This is a genomic window from Paracoccus sp. (in: a-proteobacteria), assembly GCF_030536915.1.
Classification (GTDB): Bacteria; Pseudomonadota; Alphaproteobacteria; order Rhodobacterales; family Rhodobacteraceae; genus Paracoccus.
The window spans coordinates 22,568-41,604 of the sequence record NZ_JAUNPC010000021.1; the positions used below are offsets into that span (position 1 = coordinate 22,568).

Annotated in this window: 18 protein-coding genes; 6 read left to right on the plus strand and 12 right to left on the minus strand. The window is 69.5% G+C overall.

The features are described from left to right. Positions 1-48 precede the first annotated feature (48 nt). Entirely contained in the window at positions 49-444 is a 396-nt protein-coding gene (locus Q4F04_RS05695) for a hypothetical protein (RefSeq protein WP_303368869.1), read from the plus strand. Here Q4F04_RS05695 and Q4F04_RS05700 read toward each other — a convergent pair. The 6 genes from Q4F04_RS05700 to Q4F04_RS05725 form a co-directional block, all read right to left on the minus strand. Next, positions 431-1,534, minus strand: a complete 1,104-nt coding sequence (locus Q4F04_RS05700; RefSeq protein ID WP_303368870.1) for a flagellar basal body P-ring protein FlgI — start codon at positions 1,532-1,534, stop codon at positions 431-433. The two genes, Q4F04_RS05695 and Q4F04_RS05700, sit on opposite strands and share 14 nt — an antisense overlap. Further along, positions 1,534-2,529 (minus strand): flagellin, encoded by a 996-nt coding sequence (locus tag Q4F04_RS05705; RefSeq protein ID WP_303368871.1) that lies wholly within the window; start codon positions 2,527-2,529, stop codon positions 1,534-1,536. Before Q4F04_RS05705 ends, Q4F04_RS05700 begins: the two co-directional genes overlap by 1 nt. After that, positions 2,526-3,962 carry a flagellar hook-associated protein FlgK gene (flgK, locus tag Q4F04_RS05710; protein WP_303368872.1) on the minus strand — a complete coding sequence of 479 codons (1,437 nt, stop codon included), beginning with the start codon at positions 3,960-3,962 and terminating at the stop codon, positions 2,526-2,528. The genes Q4F04_RS05705 and flgK overlap by 4 nt, the downstream gene beginning before the upstream one ends. Before the next feature lie 21 nt (positions 3,963-3,983). Continuing rightward, a complete protein-coding gene (locus Q4F04_RS05715; protein ID WP_303368873.1) occupies positions 3,984-5,297 on the minus strand; it encodes a flagellar hook protein FlgE in 1,314 nt (437 codons plus the stop codon). Positions 5,298-5,382: 85 nt separating this feature from the next. Next, positions 5,383-6,147 (minus strand): flagellar motor protein MotB, encoded by a 765-nt coding sequence (locus tag Q4F04_RS05720; protein ID WP_303368874.1) that lies wholly within the window; start codon positions 6,145-6,147, stop codon positions 5,383-5,385. A 63-nt stretch (positions 6,148-6,210) separates the two neighbouring features. After that, complete coding sequence (locus Q4F04_RS05725) at positions 6,211-7,800, minus strand: GMC family oxidoreductase (RefSeq protein WP_303368875.1); 1,590 nt, start codon at positions 7,798-7,800, stop codon at positions 6,211-6,213. A gap of 116 nt (positions 7,801-7,916) precedes the next feature. Between Q4F04_RS05725 and Q4F04_RS05730 the strand changes: the two genes are divergently transcribed. Genes Q4F04_RS05730 through Q4F04_RS05745 form a run of 4 tightly spaced genes read left to right on the plus strand, consistent with a single transcriptional unit; the run spans position 7,917 to position 12,411 of the window. After that, a complete protein-coding gene (locus tag Q4F04_RS05730; protein WP_303368886.1) occupies positions 7,917-8,654 on the plus strand; it encodes a paraquat-inducible protein A in 738 nt (245 codons plus the stop codon). After that, the gene (locus tag Q4F04_RS05735) at positions 8,651-9,325 is read left to right on the plus strand and encodes a paraquat-inducible protein A (protein WP_303368876.1); all 675 of its coding nucleotides are present in this window, start codon (positions 8,651-8,653) and stop codon (positions 9,323-9,325) included. Before Q4F04_RS05730 ends, Q4F04_RS05735 begins: the two co-directional genes overlap by 4 nt. Further along, positions 9,322-11,715, plus strand: coding sequence for an intermembrane transport protein PqiB (locus Q4F04_RS05740; protein ID WP_303368877.1), 2,394 nt, complete (start codon positions 9,322-9,324; stop codon positions 11,713-11,715). Before Q4F04_RS05735 ends, Q4F04_RS05740 begins: the two co-directional genes overlap by 4 nt. Positions 11,716-11,718: 3 nt before the next feature. Continuing rightward, a complete protein-coding gene (locus tag Q4F04_RS05745) occupies positions 11,719-12,411 on the plus strand; it encodes a membrane integrity-associated transporter subunit PqiC (RefSeq protein WP_303368878.1) in 693 nt (230 codons plus the stop codon). A gap of 3 nt (positions 12,412-12,414) precedes the next feature. Here the strand turns inward: Q4F04_RS05745 and Q4F04_RS05750 are convergent, their stop codons facing one another. The 4 genes from Q4F04_RS05750 to Q4F04_RS05765 all read right to left on the minus strand — a co-directional run bounded on the left by Q4F04_RS05750 (position 12,415) and on the right by Q4F04_RS05765 (position 16,787). Then, on the minus strand, positions 12,415-12,957 hold the full coding sequence (locus tag Q4F04_RS05750; RefSeq protein ID WP_303368879.1) for a flavin reductase family protein: 543 nt from the start codon (positions 12,955-12,957) through the stop codon (positions 12,415-12,417). Next, positions 12,954-13,775, minus strand: a complete 822-nt coding sequence (locus Q4F04_RS05755; RefSeq protein WP_303368880.1) for a 3'(2'),5'-bisphosphate nucleotidase CysQ — start codon at positions 13,773-13,775, stop codon at positions 12,954-12,956. Before Q4F04_RS05755 ends, Q4F04_RS05750 begins: the two co-directional genes overlap by 4 nt. Next, a complete protein-coding gene (locus Q4F04_RS05760) occupies positions 13,762-15,120 on the minus strand; it encodes a TldD/PmbA family protein (RefSeq protein ID WP_303368881.1) in 1,359 nt (452 codons plus the stop codon). The genes Q4F04_RS05755 and Q4F04_RS05760 overlap by 14 nt, the downstream gene beginning before the upstream one ends. A 74-nt stretch (positions 15,121-15,194) precedes the next feature. Then, the gene (locus Q4F04_RS05765) at positions 15,195-16,787 is read right to left on the minus strand and encodes a DUF2125 domain-containing protein (RefSeq protein ID WP_303368882.1); all 1,593 of its coding nucleotides are present in this window, start codon (positions 16,785-16,787) and stop codon (positions 15,195-15,197) included. A gap of 93 nt (positions 16,788-16,880) precedes the next feature. Here Q4F04_RS05765 and Q4F04_RS05770 point away from each other — a divergent pair, with 93 nt between their 5' ends. Next, positions 16,881-17,504, plus strand: a complete 624-nt coding sequence (locus Q4F04_RS05770) for an enoyl-CoA hydratase/isomerase family protein (protein WP_303368887.1) — start codon at positions 16,881-16,883, stop codon at positions 17,502-17,504. Between the two features lie 3 nt (positions 17,505-17,507). Here the strand turns inward: Q4F04_RS05770 and Q4F04_RS05775 are convergent, their stop codons facing one another. Further along, positions 17,508-17,870, minus strand: coding sequence for a YbaN family protein (locus Q4F04_RS05775; RefSeq protein WP_303368883.1), 363 nt, complete (start codon positions 17,868-17,870; stop codon positions 17,508-17,510). Continuing rightward, positions 17,870-19,037 (minus strand): adenosylhomocysteinase (locus tag Q4F04_RS05780; protein WP_303368884.1); only part of this gene is annotated, 1,168 nt, incomplete at its 5' end. The genes Q4F04_RS05775 and Q4F04_RS05780, both read right to left, overlap by 1 nt.

Genomic DNA, 19,037 nt, shown 5'->3' on the forward strand with positions numbered 1-19,037 from the left:
AACGGGGTCTTGTCACGGCATCCGAGCGCTGGCTTGGCCCGGATGTCGATGAACACCAGCATGCATGGCACGGCAGCGGTCGAGCGTCCTCGGGGCGCCGTCTTCAAGAAAGCGCAGGGATATGCCGGTCAACATGCCCGAACGGCGGCACCAAACGCCCTGCCGGGGGGTTTCTGCAGCAACGCCTCGTCCTCCTGCCTTCCCTTCCGGCCGCACACACCATTGCAGGCCGAGGCTCCTGGGCATCGGGGGCTACCTGCCCGCATCCTCTTGCCTTATGGCCAAGGCAGCCAGGTCGACCTCGCCCTGCCCGAAGCCATGTCAGCATGGTCCTGGGAACTGCTCTCCCAGGGCGCTCTCCACGGCGAAGCCGGCATGTGCAAGGCAGATCGGGGCGCCTGCTTCAGCGCCATCTGCCTGTTTCCCTTCATCAGTTCACGATGAACTCGGCGTGCAGCGCCCCGGCGGCATGGACCGCCTTGAGGATGTCGATCAATTCGCGCGGGCGGACCCCCAGCGCGTTCAGCCCTGCGACCACGTCGGACAGCGAGGATTCGCCGCTGACCTCGGCGAAGCCGATCCCCGGCTCTTGCGTGATCTCGGCATCGGTGCGGGGCACGACCACGGTTTCGCCCGGCGAGAAGGGATTGGGCTGCGACACCATCGGCGTCTCGCGGACCCGCAGGGTCAGGTTGCCCTGCGAGACGGCCACGCGCGAGATGCGCACCTCCTCGCCCATCACGATCGTGCCCGAGCGGTGATCGACGACCACGCGGGCGCGGCTTTCCGGTTCGACCAGCAGGTTCTCGATCCGCCCGACCAGCCGCGCGGGGTTCACCGTGCCGAGACCGGCGGAATCGATCGAGATCGTCGTCGCGTCCAGAAGCGTCGCCACGCCGTCACCCAGATCGTCGTTGATCGCCTTCTCGATCCGGGCGGCGGTGGTGAAATCGGCGGACCGCAGGGCCAGGCGGAAGCTGGTCATCCGGGTGAAGTCGAAATCGACCTCGCGCTCGACCCGCGCGCCCGAAGGAATATGGCCGGAAGTCGGCACCCCCTGGACGACCGAGGCCGCATCCCCTTCCGCCGAGACCCCGCCTGCGATGATCGAGCCTTGCGCCACCGCATAGACCTCGCCATCCGCCGCGTTCAGGGGCGTCATGATCAGCGTGCCGCCCAGCAGGCTTTTCGCATCCCCGATGGCCGCGACGGTCACGTCGATCTGGCCGCCCGCCCGCGCAAACGGCGGCAGGGTTCCCGTCACCATCACGGCGGCGACGTTCTTGGGCCGGAAGCTTTCGCCGGTCACATTGACGCCGAGGCGTTCCAGCAGGCTGCCCAGCATCTCCTCGGTGTAAGGCGTGTTCCGCAGGCTGTCGCCGGTGCCGTTCAGGCCGATGACAAGGCCGTAGCCCAGCAGATCGTTGCCCCGGACGCCATCCACTGTCGCAAGATCCTTGATGCGCACCGGCGCCCCCCAGGCCAGCGCCGGCAGCAGAACAAGAAGCGCGATGAGCCGCGTGAGATACGCCATCAGAGATAATCCGTCAGGGAAAGGCGCGACAGCCGCGAGGTGAGCGCATACAGATTCTGCAGGCCCGTTTCGGCTTGGGTGAGGGCGGTCGCCGTTTCATAGGGATCGGCCGAAAGCATGTCGGACCGGACAAGTGAAAGCGCCGTGGTTTCAGCCGCGCTCCGTGCCGCGGCGCGTTCCAGGGCGGCTTCCTGCAGGCCCAGATCCGCCCGCCGCATGGTCAGGGCGGTTGTTGCGGCGGCAACCCTTGCGCCGGCCTCGTCCAGCAGCTCGGCGCTTTCCCCGCCCGACAGGCCGAGATCGGTTGCAACCGCCCCCAGCGCCAGACCGTTCAGAAGATTCAGAAAGGCCGGATCAAGCGCGGTGCGATCAAGCCGGACGGTTTCACCCGGTGCGACCGGAACCTCACGCACCCTGGTGTCGCCATGGAAATGCGCGTCGGCGAAGCCTCCGGCGCCGGGGGGCGCGTCGAACCAGGCGTCCAGCGCCGCGACGATCCGGGCCGGTTCGGTCAGGCCCGCCACCTGCGCCCTGGCACCGGCGAGCATGTCGGCCGGGTCCGACAGCGGCGGCCTATCGACTGCCGTTCCCGACAGGACATGCCGCCCCGCCACCGAAACGTTCAGCAGCCGTGCCGCCGAATGGAAATCCTGCCGCGCTTCCGTGGCCCTTATCCCCAGGCTCGTGGCATCCGCCATGTTGGCCTTTGGCAGAAGACCTGCGCCGAGCTTCTGCATCGCCTCCATCGCGCTCTGCAGCCCGTCCATCTCGGATCGCGCCGAGGCAGCCGCCTGTTCATGCGCCTGCAGCGACAACAGCCGGTCCTGAACCTGCGCCAGCCGCCCCATCTGTCCGTTCAGCGCCGCGGGAACATCCGACCTGAGACCCGTCGCCGCCTCTTGCGTCAGGGTCAGCAGCCGCGACTTGAATTGCGCACTCGCCTGCCTCAGCAGCACCGAGCGCGAAAGGTCGCCGACAGAATTGAAACCCGTCATGTCAGCCTCAGTATCGTCTGGATCATGTCATCCACCGCCTGCAGCACCTTGGCGTTCGACGCATAGGCCCGTTCAAGCGCAAGCAGCGTCTCCATCTCGCGGTCGCTGTCCACGCCGTCCTGCCGCAGCATGGTGTCATAGGCCGAGGACTGCGCCATTGCGGTTGTCACGTCGCGTTCCGCCGAAAGCCGGCCGGATGCGGCCAGCGAGGTCAGTTCGGCTGCGTGGCCCGCGGCGCTGCGCGGCACCGCCCCGAGGCCCGGCACGGCACGCGGCCCGTCCAGTGCCTCCTGCATCCGCATCAGCAGGTCCCCGTTCCCGACCGGCCCCGGCGCTGCCGCCATTCCGTCCCGCAATCGCCAGACGGCCCCGCCTGCCGCCGGATCGACCGCTGCGTTCACGGCAATCCGCTGCGCCAGACCCGGCGCGGCGGGGGAAGCATCGATGAACAGCCCCGGTGCGGTTGCCCATGGCGTCGGACCGGACGCGGCGCCGGCAAAGCGGTCGTGCAGGTCGGCGGCGGCGGCATCCAGCCGCGCCTGCGCCAAGGGACCGTCAAGGTCGCGGATCTGGAAGTTCGCCGCCAGCCTGCCACCGGCGAAGCGGCCCATCTGCCCGGTGGGAACAGGCTCGCCCTTTAGCCTCAGCAGGCCCAGCGCCGATGAACCCGCGCTCATGTCGGCCGTCACCAGCCCGACGGCCGTGAATTCAAGGCTGGCAGGCGCGAAGCCATCCAGAAGCACGCCCCCTTCCGCCGTGAACAACGCCACCCGCCCGCCCTCGCGCGGCAGTTCCTTGAGCGGGACGATCTGCGACAGCCCGTCGATGGTCCGCTGGCGTTCGTCCTGCAGGGCATTCGCATCCTTGCCGCCGGTCATCTGGACGGTGATCTGGCGGTTCAGCTCGGCCACCCGCTTCAGCCCCGAGTTCAGCGCTTGGACATCCGCCCCGATGGCGCGGTCGGCGGCGCTGCGGGCGTCCTGCACATGGGCGCCCAGCGTGTTGCAGGCGCGGGCGAGATCACGCGCGGCCGAGACAGCCTGCGAAAGCCCGGCTTCGCTTTCCGGGCGGGCCGCCGCTGCAACCAGCGCACCGTCCAGTTGCGACAGCAGCGTGGTCAGCGATCCCGCCTCGCCCGGCACCCCGATCGCGTCCGAGACCGACTTGTGAAATTCCGCCAGCGTTTCCGCGCGCGCCGTTTCGGCCCCGGCAAGGCGGGCCTGCGCAAGCACCGAGCCTTGGACCATGCGGACGGCGCCATCGACATGGACGCCCCCGCCCCCGGAAACCAGCGGCCGCGCCGCCATCTGCAACTCGCGCCGGGCATAGCCGGGGGTGGCGGCATTGGCGAGGTTCGAGGCCACGACCTCGGTCCCGCGCGAGGCGGCCACCAGGCCCGAGACCGCATTCGTCAGGGCATTCGACAGGCTCATGTCCGGCTATCCCGCGGCGCCTCAGCGCTTGATGTTGGTGGTTTCCTGCAGCATCTCGTCCACGGTCTGGATGACCTTGGCGTTCGAGGAATAGGCACGCTGGGTCTGGATCAGGTCGGTGAGTTCCGCCGCGACATCGGTGGTCGAGGCTTCGCGGGCATAGCCCTCGACAGCCCCGGTCGGCCCGTCGCCTGCATCCCACAGGTAGAACGAACCCGAAGTCGGCGAAACCTGGTAGGTCTGGTTGTTCAGCGAGATCAGCCCGTTCGGGTTCGGCACATCGACCAGCGGGACCTGGTAGATCGTGCGGATGAAGCCGGTGTCATAGGCCGCGCGCAGCATCCCGTGCTCGTCGATCTCGACCGTGGTCAGGTTCCCTGCCGGAGAGCCGTCCTTTGCGATGTTCGTCGGCGCAAAGGCGCTGTCGAGCTGCATCAGCCCCCCCGCCCCGCCGAGAACGCCGATGTTGATCGTCAGGGGCGCGCCCTGCGCCGTCAGCGGCAGCGCGCCGGTCGCCGGGTCATAGTCGCTGCCCGAAAGGGTCGTGACAGAGCGCAAGGTCCCGCCGCCCGCGTGGCTGCCGTCGAAGGTCAGCATGTAGCTGCCCAGAACATTGGCCGTGGCGCCGTTGCCGTCACGGATCTCCATCGTCCAGTTGTTGCCGGGGCCGGTCCCGGTGGGAACGGCGGGGGTGAAGGTGATGAACAGGTTCTCGGACTGGCCGAGAGAGCCGTAATACTCGATCGTCGTCGTTTCCGGCACGCCGGCGGCGCCGGGACGGGTGGCGCCGGCGGGCAGGTTGATCCCCAGGCTGATGCGCGTCGTCGGGTCGGACGAGGTCTGGTTCTGGTTCAGCACCACCGGCTGCAGCCCGCCCGCCGTGTCCCGCGGATGGGACGGGATGGTCCCGTCGGGGTTTGCCGGCCAGCCCATCAGCACCAGCCCCGCATCGGTCCTGAGCACCCCTTCGGCATCGGGGCGGAACGATCCGGTCGAGGTCATCATCATCGGCTGCCCGCGCATTCCCGCGCCCAGCAGGACCGAGGGCATCACCGGCAGCATCCCCCGGCCCGAGGTGGCGATGTCGAGGGGATGCGAGGACGATACCAGCGATCCTTTTTCGTCGACCAGGCGCGAGGCGGTGGCCCGCACGCCGCCTGCGGAATAAAGCCCGGCCCCGCGCGCCTGGTTGATCACCATGCTTTCGAAATCGGTGTCCACGCGCTTGTATCCGAACGTCCCGGAATTCGCGATGTTGTCCGAGATCCCGGCAAGCCGCGTCGCATTCGCGGCCAGTCCGGCAACCCCGGCATTGAGGGACGAGGAAATCGACATTCGGATCACCCTGATTGAGTCGTCATTCGCTGCATGATTCCCGCGAGGGCTTAATTTCCCGCTAACGCCGGCGCCCTCACCGGCCTCATCTGAGTAAAATCACCTCGATCCGGTTGTTGGCCGGGTCCATCGCATTCGCGTTCCTCGGCCGCTTGTCGCCATAAGCGGTGACGCGCTGGATGCGGGACTGGTCCAGCCGCCCCCGGACCAGCAGTTCCCGCACGGCATGGGCGCGCTGGTCGGACAGGGGCCAGACCGGATTCTCGATCAGCATCTCGGGAAAGCCCCGCACATGGCCGGCAATCGCGACCTGGTTCCTGACCCGCCCCAGAACGGTGGCGAGGATCGCAGTCAGGTCGCGCAGCACCGGCATGGGCCGGGCGCTGTCGCCCTCGAACAGGGGCGCGCGGGCGACATCGCCAAGCTCGATCACCAGTCCTTCGTCCGTCATCCGGGTCACGACATGGCGCAGCAGGTTCACCCGCTGCATCGATTCGGCGCCGCTGCCGGTCAGCGCATCCTGCAGGGCGCGCTGGATTTCCTGCAGTTCCCGGTTGCCAGCGGCGCTTTGGGCCGACTGGTCCGCCGGAGGCTCGACCGACTTTCCGCCGTCGATCCCCGTGGCGCCGCCCGAGGTCGAGTTCACGATCGTCGGGTCGAAATATTCGGCCAGCCCTTGCCGCTGCTTTTCGGTGGTGGCGTTCAGCAGCCACATCAGCAGGAAGAAGGCCATCATCGCGGTCACGAAATCCGCGTAAGCCACCTTCCACGCGCCGCCGTGGTGGCCGGCCTCGGCCCCACCCTGAACCCGCCTGATGATGATCGGCGGGGCGTTCCTGTCTGACGGCATCGGCCACCCTCAACTGCACGAGGGCGGGTCTAGCAGACCAAAGCCTGCGGGGGCGTTAACGGATCAAATGCCGCGCATTTCCTCGGCCATCATCACCGCCGCCTTTTCCGCGATCATGATCGTCGGCGCATTGGTGTTGCCCGACGTGATCACAGGCATGACCGAGGCATCCACGACGCGCAGCCCTTCAATCCCGCGCACACGCAGGCGCGGGTCCACCACCGCGCCCTCGTCCGCGCCCATCCGGGCGGTGCCGACGGGATGGAAGATGGTCGAGCCGACCAGCCCCGCCGCATGGGCCAGCTCCTTGTCGGTCTGAAACTCCGGCCCTGGCTTGAACTCCTCGGGCCGATACTTCGCCAAAGGCGCCTGCGCCATGATGCGGCGGGTCAGGCGGATCGCGCGGGCCGCCGTCAGCCGGTCGCCCGGCGTGGACAGGTAATGCGGCGCGATCACCGGCGGGTGCATCGGGTCGGGCGAGGCGATCCGCACATGGCCCCGGCTTTCGGGCCGCAGGTGGCAGACGCTGGCGGTGATCGCCGCAAAGTCGTGCAGCGGCTGGCCGAAGGCTTCGAGGCTCAGGGGCTGGACGTGCCATTCAAGGTCCGGCGACGCCACGTCGGGTGAGGACCGGGCAAAGGCGCCAAGCTGGCTTGGGGCCATGCTCATCGGACCCGTGCGGCGCAGGGCGTATTCGGCACCGATCATGCCCTTGCCCCACCAGCGGCGGGCAAGCTGGTTCAGCGTCCGCGCCTCGGACACCTTCCAGCTGCAGCGCAGTTGCAGGTGGTCCTGCAGGTTCTCGCCCACAGGGGCCTCGCGCAGGACGGGGATGCCCATCTCCTGCAGCAGGGCGCCAGGGCCGATGCCGGACAGTTGCAGGATCTGGGGGGTGTTGATGGCGCCCGCGCTCAGCACGATCTGGCCGCCGCGGACGATTTCCGCGCGGCCGTCGGCATAAAGCTCCAGTCCAACGGCCCGGTGGCTCTCGAACACGACCCGGCGGACGTGGCGGCCGGTCAGGACCGTCAAGTTCGGCCGCCGCATCGCCGGGCGCAGGAAGGCGCGGGCGGCCGAGACGCGGAAGCCGCCCTTCTGGCTGACCTTGAAATAGCCCACGCCCTCGTTGTCGCCCGTGTTGAAGTCGTCGGTCGCAGGGATGCCAACCTCGCTCGCGGCCTTGGCCCAGTCGTCGAGGATGTCCCAGCGCAGCCGCTGCCGCTCGATCCGCCAAGGCCCGCCCGCGCCGTGGTGCTCGGACGCGCCGGCAAAATAATCCTCGGACTTGAGGAACAGGGGCCGGACATCGTCCCAGCCCCAGCCGGTGCAGCCCATCTGCCGCCAGCCGTCGTAATCGGCGGCCTGCCCCCGCAGATACAGCATCCCGTTGATCGAACTGCAGCCGCCCAGCACCCGGCCCCGCGGGTAAAGCAACTGCCGCCCGTGCAATCCCGGATCGGGGGCGGTGCGGTACATCCAGTCGGTGCGCGGGTTGCCGATGCAGTAAAGATAGCCGATCGGGATGTGGATCCAGGGATAGCGGTCGCTCTCGCCCGCCTCGATCAGCAGGACGCGCAGGCGCGGGTCCTCGGACAGCCTTGCGGCCAGAACGCAGCCGGCGCTGCCTGCGCCTGCGATGACGACATCGTGCATCCCGGCACCCCCTTCCCTTGTGGCGGGCGATGCTAGCAGCGCCGCGGGCCGGGGCAAGCAGGGGCGGACGCAGCGGCGCGCTTGCGCGGCGGCGCGGCGGGCTTATCTTGGGCCCCATGATCGAGGCGGGGCAATATGACATGCGGACCGGCGCGGGGCTGATCGCCTGTCCGCGCTGCGACGCCCTGCATGTCGAAACCGAACTGCATGACGGCGAGAAGGCCGCCTGCATCCGCTGCGGCCACGTCCTCGCCCGCCCGCGCGAGGGCGCCTTCACCCAGATCGTGGCGCTGTCTTTCACCTCGCTGGTGCTGATGGTGGCGGCGGTGTTCTTTCCGTTTCTGGAAATCTCGCGCATGGGACTGGGGAACGCGACCTCGCTCTTCGGGGTGGCGATGGCCTTTTCCCAAGGCTGGCTGATGCCGCTGACTGTGGCGATGCTGGCCTTCATCGTAGGCCTGCCGGCGCTCAGGGCGGTGCTGCTGGTCTATGTGCTGCTGCCCATGCGCGGAAACGGGCGGCCGGCGCGCCACGCGGGGCAGGCCTTCCGCCTGTCGGAACTGCTGCGGCCCTGGTCGATGGCCGAGATCTTCGTGATCGGCACCTCGGTCGCGCTGGTCAAGGTGGCGGGGCTGGCGACGGTCAGCCTGGGACCGGCCTTCTGGGCCTTCTGCGCGCTGATCCTTGTCAGCGCCGCCAGCGACGTCTTCACCTGCGCGGCGACGATCTGGGACACGCTGGAGGACCGCGGCGCCTTCACCGACGGGCGCGAGGTCGTACCCGACGCCGGGGCCGCCGCCCGCGACCGCCGCACCGTCGAAGGCGCGCCCCCCGCCCCGGACACCGCCGGATGAGTGGCCATGACCGGCTGTCCGACCACGGCCCCGTCCTGACCGCCCACCGGGCCGGGCTGATCGGCTGCCGCGGCTGCGGCCGGGTCTGGCCGTCGGAAAGCGAAGTCTGCGGCCGCTGCGGGGCGCGGCTGGTCCCGCCCGACCGGCGCAGCCTGCAGGCGGTCTGGGCCTGGTGGCTGGCCGGGCTGATCTTCTACATCCCCGCGAATCTCTGGCCGATGCTGCGGACGCAGTCCTTCCTGGGGCTGGCCGGAAACACGGAATCCACGATTCTCGGCGGCGTGATTGACCTGATGCGATACGGCAACTACGGCATCGCGGCGATCGTCTTCGTGGCCTCGATCGTGGTGCCGGTCGGCAAGTTCATCGTGATCGCCTGGCTTGCCCGCGTCGCCGGAAAGCCCGCCACCGTCGAGGCCGCCCACACCCGCCTGCGCGCGCTGGAGGCGGTGGAATTCATCGGCCGCTGGTCGATGATCGACGTCTTTGTGGTGGCGATCCTGTCGGCGCTGGTGCAACTGGGCTTCGTGGCCTCGATCCACCCCGGCCCGGCCGCCGTCAGCTTCGCGCTGTCGGTTGCCTTTACCATGCTTTCGGCGCTCAGCTTCGATCCGCGGTTGATCTGGCGCGGGTTGCCGCTTCGCACGCGCAAGGACAAGACCGCCGAATGACCGACATGCCCCCGCCAGACAACGCAACCCGCGCGGATGCGGCCGGCGCGCCGCTGCGCCCGGCCAGCCCCGTGCGCCGCACCGCCGCCCGCGCCGCCCGCGCCAGCGTTTCGGTCATCTGGGCCGTGCCGATCATCGCGCTTCTGGTGACGATGGCGCTGGCCTGGAACGCCTATACCGGGCGCGGGACCGAGATCTCGGTCGCCTTCAACGACGCCACCGGCATCACGCCGGGCGAAACCGAGCTGCGCTTCCGCGAGATCCCGGTGGGCCGGGTCGAGGCCGTGCGCTTCACCCCCGACCTGCAGCGGGTGATCGTGGACATCCGCGTGGACAAGGACATCGCCCAGTTCATCGACGACGAGGCCGAGTTCTGGATCGTCCGCCCCCAGGTTTCCGCGCAGGGCATCTCGCGGCTCGACACCGTGCTGACCGGCGCCTTCATCGAGGGCTGGTGGGACAACGAGCCGGGCCCCGCCGAGACCGGCGTCCACGAGGGGCTGGAACGCGCACCCCTGACCCGCAGCAACGAACGGGGCACCTGGGTGCAGCTTGCCGCCAACGACGCCTCGGGGATGAGCGAGGGCGCCCCGATCTTCTACCGCGGCCTCGCGGTCGGGCGGATGCAGAACCTGCGCCTGTCGGATGGCGAGGAATCGGTGGTCGCCGACGTCTTCATCGAGGCGCCCCATGACCAGCAACTGACCACGACGACGGTGTTCTGGGACACCTCGGGCTTTTCGGTGTCGCTGGGGGCGCAGGGCATCTCGCTGAACGTCAGCTCGCTGTCCTCGCTGCTGCAGGGCGGAGCCGAGTTCGCCACCCTGTCCTCGGGCGGCCAGCCGGTGCAGGCGGGCCATCTGTTCCAGTTGCAGCCCGACCGGCAGACGGCGGGCAACAGCCTGTTCGCCGCCTCGCCGCAGGACGAGCTGCGGCTGACCATGCTGATGACGGATGCGGTGCGCGGGCTGACCGAAGGCGCGGACGTCCAGTTCCAAGGCCTGACCGTGGGCCGGGTCACGGGCCTTTCGGTGCGCGTGACCCAGGGGCCGGACGGCCAGCCCGGGCAGGTGCTGCAGGACATCACGCTGGCGGTCTCTCCGCAGCGCATGGGCCTGCCGGACGATGCGGGACCCGAGGACGCGCTGGCCTTCCTGGCCGGCGGGGTCGAACAGGGCCTGCGCGCCCGCGTGACCGGCGCGGGTTTCCTTGGCACCTCGCTGATGGTGGAACTGGTGGACCTGCCGGACGCGCCTGCCGCGCGGATCGTCACGGATGCCGAGCCTTATCCCATCATCCCCGCGGCGCCCCCGGACCTGTCCGACATCTCGACCACGGCGCAGGGCTTCATGGCGCGCATCGGCAACCTCAGGCTGGAAGAACTGCTGAAATCCGCCACCGACATGATGAACAGCGTCACCGCCATCGCCAGTTCACAGGACACCCGCGCGATCCCCGGATCGCTGCGCCGCACCATCGACGAGGCGAATGTCACGATGACCGAGATCCGCAGCGCCACGCAGGAGCTGCGTGCCTCGGGCGTGGTGGAAAACGTGGCTGGCGCCACCGCCACGGCCAGCGAGATCGCGGGCAAGCTGAACGGCGTGGCCGACCGCCTGCCGCAGATCGCCGCGAACGTGGAAACCGCCACGGATTCGATCCGCGAGGTCGATTTCACCAGCCTGGGCGCCTCGGTCCGGTCGGCGGTCGATGACATCCGCGGCGTGCTGGGGACCGATGCCGCGCGCAGCCTGCCCGGACGGCTGGGCGATGCCGTGGACCAGTTGGGTTCCGCCGCAGGCGACATCGGGGCGATCGCCGCCGACATGCGCGAGGGCCGGATCGCGGAACGCGTGGCAAGCTTCATGGACGAGGCCAGCGCCGCTGCCGCCGCCGTCACCGAAGCCGCCGCCGACGTGCCGGAAATGGTGGCCGAAATGGAGGAAGCCGCCATCGCCGTCGAGGAGTTCGACTTCGCCGGCATCAGCGCCTCGGCCACTGGCCTGATCGAGGACCTGCGTGCGATGCTGGGCAGCGAGGATGCCGAACAACTGCCGCGCAACCTGTCGGACACGCTGCAGGCGGCCTCGGCGCTGATGAACGAATTGCGCGAAGGCGGCGCGGCGGGCAACCTGAACGCGGCGCTGCAATCGGCGCGGCGGGCGGCCGACCAGATCGCGCAGGCGGCCAGCACCCTGCCCGGCCTGTCGCTGCGCTTCCAGCAGCTTGCCGCGCGGGCCGAGGCGGTGATCGCCGCCTATGGCGACCGGGGCGCCTTCAACACCGAAACCGTCAACACCTTGCGCAGCCTGCGCCGGGCGGCCGAATCCTTCGGCAGCCTCGCTTCCTCCATCGAGCGCAACCCGCGCGCCTTTATCTTGGGACGATAGACCATGCGCCTTGCAATCTCGCTTCTGGCCCTTGCGGCGCTGGCCGGCTGCTCGAACCCCGAAAAGACGGCGCGCTTCCTGATCGACCCGCCGACCCCGGCCATGCGGGTGGCCAACAATCTCGGCACCGCCGAACTGGCCGACGTGTCGCTGCCGGAATATGCCGGGAATGGCGAGATCGCCTGGCAGACCGCCGACGGCGCGGTGCGGTCGAACCCGCGCAACCTGTGGGCCGATGTGCCGGAACGGGCCTTCACCCTGACGCTTGCCCGCGCGATCTCGGACATGTCGGGGGCGACGGTGATCGCCGAGCCCTGGCCTTTGGCCGAGCCACCGCGCCGGAGGCTCTTGGTGCGGGTGGAAAAGGCGCTGGCGCAGCTTGACGGGGTCTACCGGCTGAGCGGGCGCTATTACGTCTCGCAGGACAGCGCGGGGGGGACCAACCATGCCCGCAACTTCGACATCGCCGTTCCGATCCCCGGGGCGCAACCCGCCAGCGGAAGAAATCCCCCCGCCGCGCCCGCCGCCATCGCCGCGGCCCAGAACGCGGCCATTGCCCAGCTTGCGGCGCAGATCGCGACGCTGGGCGGGCCGGGGGCGACGGTCCGCACCAGCGCGCCGCGCACGGACCCGATCTTCACCCTGGACCCGCTGCCGCCGCTGGAGCCCCTGCCGGAACTCGAGCCGCTGGGCTGAGGTCTACTCGTCGGGCTGGAACGCGCCGAAGCGACCCGCCGCGAAGACCAGCGGATGGTCGTCCGGCCCGCCGACCGTGACCTCGGCCACCCGGCCCAGCAGCAGGCTGTGGTCGCCGCCGTCATGGACCGCATGGGCGTGGCAGTCGAAGCGCGCGGCGACTCCGGGGATCAGGGGCGTGCCCAGCGTGGTTTGCCCAAGCTCCAGCCCCTCGAACTGCGGCCCGCCACGGGTGAATCGCAGGCAGATGTCCAGTTGCTCGGCCCCCAGCACATGGATCGACCAGGCTTGGGCATCCGCGAAGATCGCGTGGCGCGAGGACGACCGCGCCGGGCACCACAGCACCAGCGGCGGATCCAGCGAGACGCTGGTGAAGCTGTTGACCGTCATCCCCACCGGTCCCTGCGGCCCCGTGGCCGTGACCACGGTGACGCCGGTGGCAAAGCGGCCTAGGGCCTCGCGGAAGACGCGGCCCGGTTCGTTGTCGGGCTGGAAGCTGATCGCATCGGCCAGGCGGTCGAGCGTTTCGGGGGGCAGTCGGTTCATCCTGCGGCCTTTCCGGTTCCAGCGCCCGCGTGTTGCGGCGGCTCAACGTCCAGCGCCGCAACCAGTTCGCCGTGCAGCGCGGGCGGCGCCACGATCAGCCCGTCGCCCAAGGGCGGCACCCGGTTGAAGCGCAGGGGCCGCCCGCGCCGGTCGGTCACGCCGCAGCCCGCCCGCCCGGCGATCAGGCTTGCCGCCGCGATGTCCCATTCCCAGACCGGGCGCATCGACAAGGTCGCGTCGAACCGCCCCTCGGCCACGAGGCAGAGCCGCCATGCCAGCGACGGCCGGAAGCTGCGCCTGAACGGGGGCACCCGGCCGCCGCGCCAGAACATCGGGTCCAGCGCCGCCTTTGTGGTCAGCACCTCCGCACCCTCCAGCCGCACGGCGCGCGGGCGGATCGGCTGGCCGTTGCGGGTGGCGGGGCCATTCGCCGCGGCCGCATAGGTCACGCCTCGGGCAGGCTGGTGGACGACGCCGGCGATGGGCTGTCCATCCTCGACCACGGCCACCGCCACGGCAAAGCCGTCCTCGCCCGCCATGAAGGCGCGAGTGCCGTCGATGGGATCGACGACAAAGACGCGGGCGGCATCCGCACGGCGCGGGTCCTCGGGGCTTTCCTCGCTGAGCCAGCCGTAATCGGGACGCGCGGCGCGTAGCGCCTGCTCAAGCGCGGCGTTGACGGCCAGGTCGGCCTCGGTCACGGGACCGGCGCCCGCGTCCTTTTCCCAATGGCGGTAGTCGCCGCGCCAATGGGCCAGCGCGATCTGCCCGGCGTCCTCGGCCGCCCGGGTGATCAGGTCGAGGTCAGCTTCCGGCAACGGTCATCCCTTCGACCAGCAGGCTGGGGACGCGCAGGCCTCGCCACTCGGGCAGGTCGTCGGCGGCGGTGATCCGCATCAGCATCTCGCGCAGGTTCCCCGCGATGGTGCATTCGTTGACGGGCCAGGCGATCTCGCCGTTCTCGACCCAGAAGCCTGCCGCCCCGCGCGAGTAATCCCCCGTCGTCGCGTTGATCGAGGCGCCCAGCATCGAGGTCACGACCAGCCCCCGCCCCATGTCGCGGATCAGGTCATCGGGGCTGGCCTTTCCCGCCGTCAGCGCGACATTGGTGATCCCCGGCGAGGGCGGAGAGGAGGTGCCGCGCATCGCGTTCCCGGTCGAGGCCATCCCCAGCTTGCGCGCGGTCGCCAGATCCAGCGTCCAGCCCTGCAGCACCCCGTCCGCCACGATCATGCGCGGCGCGGTCGCCAATCCCTCGGCATCGAAGGGGCGCGATGCCGGATGGCGCGGCTGGCGCGGGTTCTCGGACAGGTCGAAGCCCGGCGGCAGCACCGGCTGGCCCATGTCGTTCCTGAGCCAGCTCGACCCCCGCACCACCGCGCTGCCGTTCACCGCCGACAGCAGGTGCGAGACCAGCGACCCCGCCACACGCTCGTCATAAAGGATCGGGAAGGCGCCGGTCGGGGGCTTCCGGGCGCCCTTGCGCGCCACGGTGCGCGCGCCCGCAAGGCGGCCGATCTCCTCGGGGCTGGGCAGGTCCTCGGCCCAGACGCGGGCCTCGCCGGCCCAGTCGCGTTCCATCCCCAGACCCTCGCCGGTGATGGCGACGGCGGAAAGTCCGTGGCTGCTGCGGCCATAGCCGCCTGAAAAACCGTTGGTGCCCGCCAGCCACATCCGCCGGTGCATTGTCGAGGCGCCGGCCGATTCCACCATGCTGATGCCTTCGACCGCCCGCGCCGCCGCCTCGGCCCTGAGCGCCATGTCCAGCAGCGCGGGCGGTTCCGGCGCGGGGGCGCCGTCGTCCAGTTCCAGCGCCGCCACGTCGCGGTCGCGCGCAAGCTGGGCGGGGTCGGCAAGCCCCACGTTGTCGTCCACCGGAGCCTCGCGGGCCATCGCCATGGCGCGCTCGGCCATCTCGCGGATGGTGCGGTCGGACCGTTCGCTGGCGGACACGCAGGCCTGCCGGCCGCCGACGATCACCCGCAGGCCGATCTCGACGCCCTCGGCGCGCCCGGCCTGTTCCAGCGCCCCGCCCCGGACCTCGACCGACAGCGACTCGCCCGAAACGGCCAGGGCGTCGGCCTCGGTCGCGCCGGCTGCGCGGGCGGCTGACAGCAGCGCCCCGGTCAGCCGGGCAAGGTCATGGGGGTCGGATCGGGTCATGGACATGCATTCCCTTGGATGCGCGAAGGGGCCGGACGGCGCCGGCCCCCGCGATATGGCGTCGATGCGCGGTGTTACTTCACCTGCTGGCCATTGGCAAAGATCTGGCCGCCCTCGCGGAACTCGAAATCCGCCACCATGGCGTCCCCGCCTTCGGGCGCGGGGCGGGCGAACAGCGCCAGCATCAGGCGGTAGCCCGCGACTTCCTCCTGCGCGATGACGCCCAGTTGCACCAGCCGGTCGATCAGGCCGTCGATGCCTTCAAGGCGCGCGTTCACCGCGCCCACCGGCTGGTCCGGGTCGCCGCCTTCCGGCACCGCCAGCTCGCCCGAGGCGTCGATGCTGGCGCCCAGCGCGTCGATGGCAAACTGGTTGATGGTGACCTGCACCGGCTCGAAGGGGCTCGGCGCCTCCTCCTCGGCCGGATCGGGCAGCGCGGCGCTGCCGTCGGCCTGCATCTCGTCGGTGCCGGGCGGGGTCGGTCCGTCCGCGGCCATCAGCGCCGGGTCGAACAGGTCCATGGCCACGCGCACCAGCCCGGTCAGGTCGATGTCGATACTGGCCGGGTTCCGCGGCAGGGTGCGGGCGCTGTCGAACAGGTCCCAGACGCTGTCGGCCAGCGTCAGTCCGGCGACGGAATAGGCGAACTTGAAGGGCGCGGGCTCATCCGCTTTCAGCACGGGGAACTGCACGTCGAAGGTGCCTTCCTCGATGGCATAGCTGATCGGCGCGGGCAGGTCGCTGACGGTCAGCTCGGTCTGGGTCGAATCGAGCGCGCCCTGGTATTTCAGCCCGTCCGGTCCCAGCGCCAGCGTCACCTCGAACCCCTGCAGGGCCGAGTTGGCGCGGACGGTGTCCTCCTGCCCTTCCTCGTCCTTCCCGGCGAAGTCCAGGTCCAGGCTGCCCGGCCCGGCCGATATCGTCGCGCTCACGTCCATGCCCGCCCGCAAGGCACCCGCCATGTCCTCGGAGGCATCCGCCCCCTTGGGAATGGTGCCCGCGCTGGAACCCTGCAGCCCCGTCAGAGAGCTTGTCACGTTGACCCGGCCCGGCGCCTCTGCATCCTCGGGATCGGCATAGGCGGCGGCGAACTCGACCCGCTCGGCGACCATGGTCGCGTCAAAGCGCATGAGGTCGCCATCCGCGATCTGCTGGCGGCTGGTGGCGTTCAACAGCTTCAGCGTGACCGGCACCTGGCGCGTCTCTTCCCCGGTCTGCACCGTATCCAGCGCCAGCGTCAGTTCGCCCGAGCGGGTGTCATGGGTCATGTCAGCAGCGGTGCCGCCCGAGACGATCTCGGTGTCCCGCGCGACCAACGATCCGTTCAGCGTGACCTGCTCGCCGTCCGAATTGCGGAAGCTTGCCGTCGCGGGCGTGGTTTCCGCCAGCGTGGTCCGCACCCGGCCGTCGCCGGTGCCGGTCAGGGTGATCTCGGGGGTGCGGAACTCGACCCGTGTCTCGTCCTCGGGCACCTCGTAGCCGATCACCACGTCGCGCAGCGTCAGGGTTTCGCCCGCCTCGTCCCGCGCGCCCTCGGTGACGGTGTAGCCGTTGGCCTTGTAGTATTCGACCCAGTTCTGCCAGACTTCCGCAGGGGTGACATCGGCCATCGCGGGGGCCGCCCAGGCCAGCACGGCCAGTACAGAGGTGGTCGTTCGCAAGAACATAAAGCGATTCCTTCAAGAAACGTCGGCGGCGTGGTTGGTCGCGGCAGGGCGAATCTTGCATATCCGGGCGCCGCATCAAAGGAGGCAGTGGGTTTGATCGAAACGAATTGCACGCGCGAGGGGTTCTTCACGATCCTGTTGAACCGGCCCGACAAGGCCAATGCCCTGACCGCGGACATGATCCAGGCGCTGATCGATGCCCTGCGCGATGCCTGCGCCCAAGGCGCCCGCGCCATCGTGCTGACGGGGCAAGGCCGCGTCTTCTCGGCGGGGGCTGATCTTGAAGCCGCGCGGGCGGGGCTTGCGACCTCGCCCTTGTGGGAGGAACTGTCGGGCGCCATCGCCCAAGCCCCAGCGCTGACCATCGCCGCCCTGAACGGCACGGCGGCGGGGGGCGCGCTGGGAATGGTGCTCGCCTGCGACCTGCGGATCGCGGTACCCGAGGCGCGCATCTTCTATCCGGTGATGAAACTGGGTTTCCTGCCCCAGCCCTCGGACCCGGCCCGGCTGGCCGCGCTGGCGGGGCCGTCGCGGGCGGCGATGATCCTGATGGCGGGACAGCGGATCGACGCGGAAACGGCGCTGTCCTGGGGCCTGCTGGACCGCATCGTGCCGCCCGAGGCGCTGATGGAAACGGCCAAGGCGCTTGCCGCCGATGCGCTGGGCGCCGCGCCGGATCATGTGGCCGGGATCAAGCGGCTGATCCGGGGCGGCTGAGGCTCAGGGAAGGGTCGGGGGGTTGGCGCGGGTGACGATGAAGACCGCGACTAGCGCAAGGACCGCCACCTGCACGGCCCAGTAGGGATGCGGCAGGATGAACCAGCTGATGCAGAGGCCGATTGCCATGCTGACGCAGACGATCACCTTGACGCGGGGATCGATGGCCCGGTGTTCCTGCCAGTCCCGGATCTGGGGGCCGAAGACCCGGTGCGTCATCAGCATGTGGTGGAAGCGCGGCGACGAGCGGTTGAAGGCAAAGGCCGCCACGATCAGGAAGGGCACGGTGGGCACGATCGGCAGCACCGTCCCGGCGAAGGCCAGGACGACAGCCAGGATCCCGATGATCCACCAGAGAAGGCGCATCAGTAGCGGTAATGCTCGGACTTGAAGGGACCGTCAGCCGGCACGCCGATATAATCGGCCTGATCGCGCGACAGTTCCGTCAGCTTCACCCCGATCCGGCCCAGGTGCAGCCGCGCGACCTTTTCATCCAGCGCCTTGGGCAAGATGTAGACGCCGGGCTGATACTCGTCACCCTTGGTCCAAAGCTCGATCTGCGCCAGCACCTGGTTGGTGAAGCTGGCCGACATGACGAAGGACGGATGCCCCGTGGCGTTGCCGAGGTTCAGCAGGCGGCCTTGGGACAAAAGGATGATGCGATTGCCCGAGGGCATCTCGATCATGTCCACCTGGTCCTTGATGTTGGTCCACTTGTGGTTGCGAAGGGCGGCGACCTGGATCTCGTTGTCGAAATGGCCGATGTTGCCGACGATGGCCATGTCCTTCATCTCGCGCATGTGCTCGATGCGGATCACGTCCTTGTTGCCGGTGGCGGTCACGAAGATGTCGGCGGTGGAGACCACGTCCTCAAGCAGCACGACCTCGAACCCGTCCATGGCGGCCTGCAGGGCGCAGATCGGATCGACTTCCGTGACCTTCACCCGCGCGCCTGCCCCTTGCAGCGAGGCGGCCGAGCCCTTGCCCACATCGCCGTAGCCGCAGACGACGGCGACCTTGCCCGCCATCATCACGTCGGTCGCCCGGCGGATGCCATCCACCAGCGATTCCTTGCAGCCATACTTGTTGTCGAACTTGGACTTGGTGACGCTGTCATTCACGTTGATCGCGGGAAACGGCAGGCGGCCCTGCTTGTGCAGGTCATACAGGCGATGAACGCCGGTTGTGGTTTCCTCGCTGACGCCACGGATCGCGTTGCGCTGCTGCGCGAACCAGCCCGGCGAGTGCGTAATCCGCTTGCGAATCTGGGCGAACAGCGCCTCCTCCTCGTCGGACTCGGGACGGGCGATCAGGTCGATCTCTCCGGCCTCGACCCGCGCGCCCAGCAGGATGTACATCGTGGCGTCGCCGCCATCGTCGAGGATCATGTTCGCGCCGTCGCGGAACTGGAAGATGCGGTCGGTGTAGGACCAGTATTCCTCCAGCGTCTCGCCCTTGACGGCGAAGACGGGGATGCCGGCGGCGGCGATGGCGGCCGCGGCGTGGTCCTGGGTCGAATAGATGTTGCAGGAC